The organism is Atopobacter sp. AH10 (assembly GCF_003664595.1).
Classification (GTDB): domain Bacteria; phylum Bacillota; class Bacilli; order Lactobacillales; family Aerococcaceae; genus Atopobacter.
In genome coordinates, this window is the sequence record NZ_QXPZ01000026.1 from 1 (window position 1) to 9,994 (window position 9,994).

Annotated in this window: 10 protein-coding genes; 3 read left to right on the forward strand and 7 right to left on the reverse strand. The window is 39.7% G+C overall.

Features of this window, described 5'->3' with window-relative positions:
- A partial coding sequence (locus tag D3H64_RS10415) for a hypothetical protein (protein WP_233554906.1) occupies positions 1–221 on the forward strand: 221 nt, incomplete at its 5' end.
- 87 nt (positions 222–308) lie between these two features.
- Here the strand turns inward: D3H64_RS10415 and D3H64_RS06255 are convergent.
- The 7 genes from D3H64_RS06255 to D3H64_RS06285 all read right to left on the reverse strand — a co-directional run bounded on the left by D3H64_RS06255 (position 309) and on the right by D3H64_RS06285 (position 6,302).
- Positions 309–1,154 carry an aldo/keto reductase gene (locus D3H64_RS06255; RefSeq protein ID WP_121565420.1) on the reverse strand — a complete coding sequence of 282 codons (846 nt, stop codon included), beginning with the start codon at positions 1,152–1,154 and terminating at the stop codon, positions 309–311.
- A 266-nt stretch (positions 1,155–1,420) separates the two neighbouring features.
- The gene (locus tag D3H64_RS06260; protein ID WP_121565421.1) at positions 1,421–1,885 is read right to left on the reverse strand and encodes a Fur family transcriptional regulator; all 465 of its coding nucleotides are present in this window, start codon (positions 1,883–1,885) and stop codon (positions 1,421–1,423) included.
- The gene (locus D3H64_RS06265; RefSeq protein ID WP_158589244.1) at positions 1,869–2,720 is read right to left on the reverse strand and encodes a Cof-type HAD-IIB family hydrolase; all 852 of its coding nucleotides are present in this window, start codon (positions 2,718–2,720) and stop codon (positions 1,869–1,871) included. Before D3H64_RS06265 ends, D3H64_RS06260 begins: the two co-directional genes overlap by 17 nt.
- Before the next feature lie 224 nt (positions 2,721–2,944).
- Positions 2,945–3,484 carry a DUF402 domain-containing protein gene (locus D3H64_RS06270; protein ID WP_121565423.1) on the reverse strand — a complete coding sequence of 180 codons (540 nt, stop codon included), beginning with the start codon at positions 3,482–3,484 and terminating at the stop codon, positions 2,945–2,947.
- 88 nt (positions 3,485–3,572) lie between these two features.
- Complete coding sequence (gene mutY, locus D3H64_RS06275; RefSeq protein ID WP_233554907.1) at positions 3,573–4,682, reverse strand: A/G-specific adenine glycosylase; 1,110 nt, start codon at positions 4,680–4,682, stop codon at positions 3,573–3,575.
- On the reverse strand, positions 4,679–5,491 hold the full coding sequence (locus D3H64_RS06280; RefSeq protein ID WP_158589245.1) for a RecX family transcriptional regulator: 813 nt from the start codon (positions 5,489–5,491) through the stop codon (positions 4,679–4,681). The genes mutY and D3H64_RS06280 overlap by 4 nt, the downstream gene beginning before the upstream one ends.
- A gap of 253 nt (positions 5,492–5,744) precedes the next feature.
- Positions 5,745–6,302: a hypothetical protein gene (locus D3H64_RS06285; RefSeq protein WP_121565425.1), complete on the reverse strand. Its 558-nt coding sequence runs from the start codon at positions 6,300–6,302 to the stop codon at positions 5,745–5,747.
- A gap of 641 nt (positions 6,303–6,943) precedes the next feature.
- Here D3H64_RS06285 and D3H64_RS06290 point away from each other — a divergent pair.
- Both D3H64_RS06290 and D3H64_RS06295 read left to right on the forward strand, forming a co-directional pair.
- A complete protein-coding gene (locus D3H64_RS06290) occupies positions 6,944–8,314 on the forward strand; it encodes an APC family permease (protein WP_121565426.1) in 1,371 nt (456 codons plus the stop codon).
- A gap of 170 nt (positions 8,315–8,484) precedes the next feature.
- A complete protein-coding gene (locus D3H64_RS06295) occupies positions 8,485–9,954 on the forward strand; it encodes an amidase (protein ID WP_121565427.1) in 1,470 nt (489 codons plus the stop codon).
- The last annotated feature ends 40 nt before the right edge of the window (positions 9,955–9,994 follow it).

Sequence of the window (9,994 nt, forward strand, 5' to 3'; positions counted from 1 at the left end):
CATCCCCTACACATTTTGGTGCGTCTTTTTGTTCAATTGTCAAAGGTCAACCGTTGTCGTCTTGTAGAAGCGACAACTATTACATCTTACCAAAGCTTCATTTTCTTGTCAAGCACTTTTTTGAAAAAAGTTTTTTTGTCGACTTGACCACTAGAGGCTTCGGCGCGACTACGGTTAATAGATTAGCACAGAAATCAGGACGAGGTCAAGCCTTTTTTTAACATTTTTTTATTCTCTACTATTTTATTGATTTTAAAGCTATGTAAACGCATTTTCGCTACGGCTTTTCTTTTTTTTAAGGCCTAAATTTAGTAATTTTTTTCGTCTGGATTTGGCGCATCTCCCATATCTGGCAAGTGATCCAAGAAGTTCATCTCTTCATCTGTCAGAGATATCACCTCTTTTATCAAATTACTCTTCAATCTTTCCGAGTGAACAGATTTTGGTAAAGGTATAAATCCATGTTGTAAAGACCAAGACAGAGCTATCTGTGCCGGAGTGGCCGCTTTCTTTTTAGACAAGTCCAACAGGTCTTCTTGTTTAAATACTTCGCCATGTCCAAATGGGCTATAAGCTTCAATAAGGATCCCTTCTTTTTGACACAATTTGACGATTTCTTCTTGGTAAATCCCAGGAGCTAATTTTATTTGATTGACCATCGGCTTAACCTTTGCACTTTCAAGTAAACTCCTTAAATGGTGAGGCATAAAATTAGATACTCCAATTGCCCTAACCTTGCCTGCTTTATAAAGATCTTCCATAGCTCTCCATACTTCTGCATTGCGTTCTTGCCAATTTTCACGCACCGCAACAGGATTAGGCCAATGGATGAGGTAAAGGTCTAGATAGTCCATCTTCAGTCTTGAAAGGGAATTTTCCAAAGCTTCTATTGCCCCTTGATACGTCACAGCATCGTTCCATAATTTACTGGTTACAAAAAGTTTTGAACGTTCTTTTCCACTGTCATGAATAGCTTGACCTACTTCAACTTCATTGCCATACACAGAAGCAGTATCAATATGTTCATATCCTAATTTTATAGCAGAATAAACAGTCTGATACGCCTCTTCTCCTTCAGACTTCCATGTTCCTAATCCTATGACTGGAATCGTGTTCCCATTAGCCAATTGTCGCCTGTCTCTATTTGCGATCATAACTTCCCTCCTTCTCTGTATTCCTTAGCGATTGTTTCCTTCGTACTGCCTTTTCTTAAGATAAAATAACCCTATTTCTTCTTATTTAATAAACTAAATCAAGAGGGTAAAGCCAGACCCTCCCGTTTTTTTAATCCAATGAGTTGTGCCCTTTTGTTTATGCCCAAGGGATTAAACTATTGCATTTGTTCTAGTTTTTTAGAACATACAGCTTGTCAATTAGTCCTTTGGCAAGGGTAAGTAACAGAGACTAGCTTCTTACCCTTTTACGATAAAGCTTGAAGTCGATTACTTTCGTGGCTTTTTTGATAACAAGCATCACATAAGCCATAAACTTCTAACTGATGGCTTGTTTCGTGAAAATGCACTAGACGAGCAGCGGCGAGTTCCACATCTGTCAATTCAGGATAGGAAAAATCGACCACTTTTCCGCAAGACCGGCATACAGCGTGATAATGTTGCTCACCATTTTCAAAATAGTCATAGCGAGATGAATCACCAGATGTCCGCAATTCAACAATTACTTTTTCCGAAGTTAATACACGTAAATTATTATAAACAGTCGCTAAGCTCATGGATGGAAATCTATCTTTTAATTGATCATAGATTTCCGCTGCTGTTGGATGAACATTCGTTCTCATAACCGCATCAAGTACAGCAATTCTTTGCTCTGTTACCCGAGCGTTATGTCGCTTCAAAATTTCTACTAGTTGTTCACTTCGCTTTTTCATCTTTAGCTCTCCTTTCTATAGAGTCTTCAAACACAAATTTAATGGCTTGAGCGACTCCATTATCGTCGTTACTTGCTACTACTTTATCGGCTAGAGCCTTTATTTCTTCTGATGCATTTCCCATAGCAATTGCTAGAGCTGCCATTTCCAACATTTCTTTATCGTTAGCTGCATCCCCAATAGCCGCCAATTGTTCTTTCTGCAAGCCCAAGTGCTTTAAGAGCCAGGCTAAACCGGAGCCCTTGTGAACACCCTTAGCTTGTATTTCAATCAAATAAGGCTGACTTCGCACAATATAGTAGTGATTTCGTAAGGTTTGCGGAATGCGAGACTCCACTGCATCTATCTTTTCTTTACAGTCCACAAGCAGTAACTTGTAAAAGAATTCTTGTTCTTCCATCAATTCTTCAAACGGACGATAATTGACAGTGGCATGAATTAAAGCCGCGTCTTGATAAATGGTCTTGTTAGCTTTTTCTTTAATGGAATAATAGCTATTTGGTCCAACAACAACGCCTTCTCCACCAATAGACAATGCCATTTCAACGAGTTGCTTCATTTCTAAGCTAGGAATCCCTCGATCCATTAAATGTCTATGGCTTTTAGCTTCTAAAATCGTAGCGCCGTTGTTAGCAATAATAAAATCATCATCAGTGAAGTCCAATCGGTCTAAAAAAGGCTTAATCCCTGACATCGGTCGTCCAGTACAAAGCACCACTCGATGCCCTCTTTCAATCGCCTGATTCAAGCTTTCTTGGTTCACTAAACTTAGTTCTTTATCAGTCGTTAACAAGGTTCCATCCATGTCGATGGCCATTAATTTAATTGCCTGCACGCTTTTCCCTCCCATTACTCCATTATTATATCAAAAAAATGACAAAAGTCATTTTTTTATCTGTTTATTTGTAGTTTTTAAAACTGCTTACAACAAAAAAAGAAGAGAGCACTAGTTTTAAAGCACTCTCTTTTTTTCATTTTGACAACTCTATTCACCAAGAAGAGAAATTATTGGAGCAAAATTCTATTCTCAGTACAAAAGCCATCGATGTTCACTATTCTTTACATCATGCGGTGAGTTAATTGGCAATATCGTTCGTACCAGATATCAACGAAAGCTTTCGAAAAAGGCCCTTCTTCTTCCTTTATCCAGCGAACCAACTCTTCAACCTGCCCCATCAAAATCTGATCAACCGCTTTTGGGTAATTCATTTTTCGACGGTGGCTACGATACTCATCAATATCCAATAAACGCTTCTCTCCATCCGGAAAGACCTTTACATCCAAATCGTAATCGATATATTTCAAAGCTTCTTGATCAATAACAAAGGGCGAAGCTAGATTGCAATAATACGATACTCCTTTCGAACGTAACATCGCGACCACATTGAACCAGTACTTATCATGAAAATAGAGTATGGCAGGCTCCCTTGTCACCCACCGCCTACCATCCGATTCCGTCACGAGAGTATGGTCATTCACGGCAATAATCGAATGATCACTTGTTTTTAAGACCATACTGTCTCTCCATGTTCGGTGTAACGTCCCGTCATGTTTGTAACTTTGAATAGTGATGAACTCTCCTTCTTTTGGCCGATACATCACTATGCCAACTTTCTATCTATTATTCGGCTAATTACGCCTAGTCTTCTCATCAAAAAGTATAGCATATTCTAAAGGTGTTTGAATATTACTTTGTAAAAAGTTCCCAAATCTTGTGTTGGGGTTTAGGAAAGGCCTGGCTATTAAATTCATTCGGGCTCAACCATAGCCACTCTTCACAAGGCTCAAGTTCTAGAAGTCGGTCAACTTGAACATACCAGCAATCGATCAACCATTCCCTGTGACTAAATATATGTTTCACTTGCCCTAGAGCTTTTTTACCTAAAAGATAGTTCGAAAAGCCCAACGCTTCTAAATAAGCCTTTACATCTTCTTTTTCATCTAAAAGAGGCATCATATAAAAATTGGCTAAAAGTCCATCTTTAGGCCGTTTCTTAAACAAAAAACGTCCATTAGTTTCTTCAATAATGAGCGCTTTAAAAGTTTGTTTTTGAACCTTCACCCTACGTTTCTTAATAGGATAACGATCCATCGTGTCATTTATATAAGCTCCAGAAAATTCTTTTACCGGACTATCCTCCACATGATACCCTCTAGCCGCTTCAATGTCGCTCCCCAAATCCATCAAAGCTTGATTAAAATCTCCTGGTCTATCTGGGCTAATCAAGGCTTGACATAGAACTTCGAAAACCTTCCTATTTTTCGGCTCAGCAATATCTAAGTCAATCTCAAACAAGCGAGCTAAAATTCTCATGACATTTCCATCGACAGCAGGGTAGGCTTCATTATAGGCAATGCTCATGATAGCTCCGGCTGTGTACGGACCAATCCCTTTCAAGGCTCTAACTGCCTTATAGTCTCTTGGGAAAGTCCCTCCAAAGTCTACTTGAATCATACGAGCTGCTTCTCGCATATTCCTTACTCTAGAATAATACCCTAATCCTTCCCAAGCCTTTTCAATGGAAGAAGTATCCGCTTCTGCTAGATGTTTAATGGTAGGAAATTTTTTCAAAAAATTCAAATAATAAGGGATAACAGTTGCCACTTGTGTCTGTTGTAGCATAATTTCACTCACCCAAATCTTATAGGGATCCCTTGTCTCTCTCCAAGGCAAATGGCGTTTATTTTGGTCATACCAATCTAACAAGGCTTTCCTGAAATCTTGAATCTTCTTTTCTTCCCACAGATCGATTCCGTAATCCTTCAAAAAAATTCTAGTCTCTCTTTTCCCCTTCACTCTGCATCTCCTTCTAAAGGAAGTTCACTTAACCAATTCGCAATATCCTCTGACGAAAAGCCTTTGCGTAGTAAGCTTTGATAAACTTTCCGTCTCAATTCTTTTCCACTCGCTTTAGACTGGTATGTTCTATAAGCTTTTTCTCCCGCTTGAATGAGTCTATCCTTTTGATTTTCAAGCAAGTCTGTTAAATCCACTTGGTCAATCGCCTCTTGAATGACATCTGAAGAGTAACCCTTCTTTATCAAGTGTTCTTGCATTTTTTGATGAATTTGTCGGTCAGACAAGCTTTTCTTTGAACGAGCTGTTTTCCCTGCTAAATAGACCGCGTTAGCTAACTGAATCTCTTTTTTATATTCTCCCTCTGCTTTTTGAACATCCTCTAAGGGAACGCCTTTTTTTATTAACTCCCTTGATATGGCTTTAGGCCCCAACTTTTGCACTCTCATTTGGGTTCTAACGTAACTTTCTGCATACACTAGATCGTTAATATAACCCATTTCTTTGATCTGAGCCACAATACGTTCAATGCGGTCAAGGTCTTCTGACTCTTCTTTCAAATGATCTCGTACTTCTTGTTCAGTTCTCAAGCGTCTTTCTAAATAGCGCATAGCTAAAGTTTTCAATTGAGCATCCTGTTCAAGCTCTTTAACTTCTTCTATTTCTTGTTTGGAAATCTCCATCCCCTTATACAGGCCTAAATGAACCAAAACATTTTCTGAAAGGCCTAGGAAAAATTCCCCATCCAAATAGATATTATAGCGATGGCGATCTCCTTTTTGTAAGGCTATACTCGTAATTTTCGGCACATTAACCCTCCTAGTACACATGAGTTATTCTAAAGAATCGAGTCTCCTAAGCCATTGTAGCACATCAAGTCTTAATAGGTCAGATCGTACGCAAGCAAGTCAAATCCGTTTATAACATACCAAATCTTAGTCGCACAGCTCATCCCACTAAGCTTCCTAGACCAAGCTATTTTAAGCTAGCAAATTCAATCGTCCCAAATTCATATTTTCCGCCATATCTTCCAAAAGAGACAAAGTAAACTTTTCTCCAGTTTTATTCTCTTTCTAAAGTAAGTACTGCTGCCAAACTTTCGATCCGATAGCAACAAGCTTCCTCTTTATCCAACCGCTCCATATCCTCCTCTCTTAAAAACAACTGAATACCAGGCGCTTGAATTAGATGGCTTAAAAGAGATTTAGGTAACTGCCAGATCATCTTACCATTCACTAAAAAGTAAGCTGTTCGCTGACGGATTTGTACATAATCAATTGCTCCTAGATTGATCCAAGCCCGAACGCTATGCCCCATGTAAATAGCCGGAAAAAAATAACTCTCTAAACTATAGACAGGCTGATAATGGTAATGACCTGAACGTTGCCTATAACACCTATAGGCCCTTTCGACTCGGTAAAAAATACGTTGCATGAGTCTAGAAAGACTGAGATTGGTCAATCTCACTACGCCATCCTTCTCTACAAGAACAGCCCCCTGCTCCACTTGAACTGCAGCGACAACCTCTGTCGTTATCACCCGTAAGCTTTCTTGCCAAATGATCGGCTCTTTTAATTTTAAGCCTATCCCTTCTAATATCGTTTGCAGTTCTTTTCCCACGCTACAGCCCTCCTAACACACCCATCGGATAGTTGTTATTGTCTGCTTTTCACCGCTCGCCCCAGCCCATTCTTCCAATTTATGCCTAAGATTTTTCTGAATATTTTATTTTTGGTCATCAAAGCCTATCTATAAGTCTAAGAATTCCCGCCCTGTTTTCCCTAAAAGCACACCCTCGTTAGCCCTTAGCCATCCTAGTCCTTTTAACTTCTAAAAATCATTCCCATTCAAAGAGATATCCAGTCATTCTAGTGATTTTTTATTAGCTATATTCTTTTTATGTTACCGCTATCATTATAACATAAAGTTACTTTATAAATTCTGAAATGATAGAATTCTCTTCTCTTTTTTCGCCATATTTTATACGATTAAAAATTATTTCTAATCCAAGCTCAGGGAAAGAAATCACGCTTCTATCCTAAATTTTATCCTTAATACCCATCTCAGGCTAAAAATTCTCATTTTTTTAAGTTAAACTAAAATAGCTTGCGTTCAAGCTTTGTTTTCTGTATACTTCTAAACAGTATTTTTACCGATAAAGACGTGGTCACTTCGGTGTCTCGTCTTTTTTTCTTTCTACTCCATTTCCTTAATACTTGGAGCTAGCAAGAAAAGCAAACAAATATAAAAAGGAGGATACTATGACTAAGAATAACGATCAACCCCAACTCAAACGTTCCCTGGGTTTTTTCACTGCTCTATCGACAGTAATGGGAACAGTCATCGGCGCAGGAGTTTTCTTTAAAACAGCCAGCGTTGCCCAAGTAACCGGTAATCCGAGTTTACACTTAGCAGTTTGGCTGATCAGCGGACTGATCACCCTATGTGGAGGCTTAACAGTCGCCGAACTCGCCGCGGCAATTCCAGAGACAGGTGGCATGATGGCCTATATCGAGAGAACATATGGGAAATTCTTTGGTTTTCTCCTTGGGTGGGTACAAATTATCATTTATATTCCAGCTATGATTGCCGCCTTATCCATCATTTTTGCGAATCAGCTTGTTTTACTTCTTCAAGTAGACGCTGCTTTTGCTCTTCCTATCGCTACCTTAGCAGGGGCATCTATCGTTTTGATTAACCTCTTAGGAGCTAAAGCAAGTGGGGTTTTCCAAATTGTTTCCCTCATTTCTAAATTAATTCCTTTAATTGCTATCATTGGCATCGGCTTAATCAAAGCTCCTGCACCAACTAGTTTTATGACAGAATCATTGGTTCAAGGCGCAAGTCCTAACTTTTTGCAAGCATTGGGTGGCGGTTTATTAGCTACCATGTTCGCTTATGACGGTTGGATTCATGTCGGAAGTATCGCAGGCGAATTGAAAAACCCTTCAAAAGAGTTACCTAAAACGATCTCTCTAGGTTTGGCTTTAGTGATTGTCATCTACCTTCTAGTTAATTATGTTTTCTTGGCTATCCAACCAGCTAACGAAATCGCAGGTAACATGAATCTAGCTGCCCAAGTCGCTAACAACTTATTGGGTAGTATCGGAGGTAAGTTAATCACCATTGGTATTATTATTTCAGTTTACGGTGCGATGAATGGTTACGTTATGTCTGGGATGCGTTTAACATTTGTAATGGCTAGACACAACATGTTGCCATTCAGTAAATATTTAGGTCGCATTTCCTTACATACAGCAATTCCTTATATTGCTGCCATTTTCGAACTATCCCTAACCGTTCTGATGATCTTCTCTGGTAGCTTCGAAACTTTAACCAATATGTTGATTTTCGTCATCTGGATGTTCTATAGCTTGGTTTTCTTGGCCGTCCCTATTTTGCGGCACAAAGAACCTGATCTAACACGTCCTTATCGGGTGCCATTTTACCCATTCCTTCCAATTATCGCCTTATTGGGTGGTATCTTCATCTTGATCTATACACTCATTCAAGAACCAGGCTTGGCCTTAATTGGGATCAGCATGACTTTATTGGGCGTGCCAGTCTACTACTACCGCAAAAAGAAAAATCTGTTAACACCACTGCCAACAGATAGTCAAGTTCTCGAATAATAAGCTATGTCAACTCCAGTTCTTAGTCCACTAAGCTAGAACTGGAGTTTTTGCTATTTCTTCTAGCCCGTCTATAGATACTTTTTACTTTCAGAAAGGGTGCCCCACAACTTACTGAAACCAAGCAAGGCCAGTCTATAGATACTTTTTACTTTCAGAAAGGAGTTCATATGTTATTTCACCATGATGCCAGTGACGTCGCAGATCTCATTTTAAAAGGAGAACTGTCAGTCACAGAAGCTGTTACTACCGCTCTTTGCAATATTCATCAGTTTAACGGTCGCTTAAACGCCGTTAGTCACCTACAAGAAAGAGAAGCTTTAAAAAAAGCAAAAGCTTATGACCACTACTTGAGCCAATTAAAAGATAAGCAAGATCTCGCTCCGTTTTTTGGTGTTCCGCTCTTGTTAAAAGATTTAGGGCAAGAAGAAGCTGGTCAACCTTCATCATGCGGGGCTCAGTTAATGAAAAATTATATCGCTAAAAGAGACTCCAACTTCGTCAAGCAGATCAAAAAGTCCGGTTTTATTATCGTCGGGCGTTCAAACGTTCCAGAATTTGGTTTCAAAAATACATCAGACGCCATATGGACAGGTTCAGTCAGTCATCCTTTAAACCCAAATCTCACTCCTGGTGGATCTTCTGGCGGAGCAGCTGCTGCCCTAAAAGCTGGCCTAGTTCCTGCTGTCACTGCTTCCGATGGGGGTGGATCTATTCGCATTCCAGCTAGCTTTACTGGCTTGATCGGCCTAAAACCTACTAGAGGTCGTACACCGGTAGGGCCAGACTCCTATCGGTCATGGCAGGGAGCTTCTATTGATTTTGCCTTGCATCGTAGTGTTCGCGATTGTTGGAAAATGCTCAAATCTCTGCAAATTGCTCAAAAAGAAGCCGCTTTTTATTGCCCAAAAATAGAAGAAAAAGACTTGCTTGCCCTAAATAGGCCCCTCAAAATAGCTTTTTCCTATCAAGTCCCTGCCGGCTTCTCCATGAATTCAGAAGTCCGCCTAGCTTTTAATCACGCACTCCATATATTTGAATCCCTAGGTCACCAACTAGTAGAAGTCCCCCTCCCACTTGACGGCAAAAAAGCCATGGAGACGTATTACATGGTCAACGCTGTAGAAAGCCAAGTAATGTTTGAAGGTCTAAGTCAGATGATTAATCGTCCAATCGATTCTAGCGACCTTGAAGCTATGTCTTTTGCTATTGGACAGGTTGGAAAAGTAATTACTGGGGCTGACTATTCAAAAATTCTTGCCTATTGGGATCAAATGGCCGCCCACATGGAAAACTTTTTCAAAGATTATGATATCTTTTTAAGTCCAACAACAAACGGTCCTGCTTTTGAACAAGGGAAATTCTCTCCCAAGCAAGACATGATTGAACAATTGCAGCGTATCTCTAGTTTCCCTAAAAAGAAGCAATTACAGCTCATATGGGACATGTTCGAGGACAGTTTTGAGTGGACACCTTTCACCCAACAACAAAATTTACTTGGGCAACCGGCTATCTCTCTGCCAATGGTCAAAACCTCAAATAAGCTACCTTTGGGAATACAGGCTTGGAGCGCAAGAGGGCAGGATTATCTCTTGCTTCAACTTGCGCTGCAATTAGAACCTGAATTCCCTGACTCATAACCATAAACACCACCTATCACCGAGGTGGTGTTATTTTTAA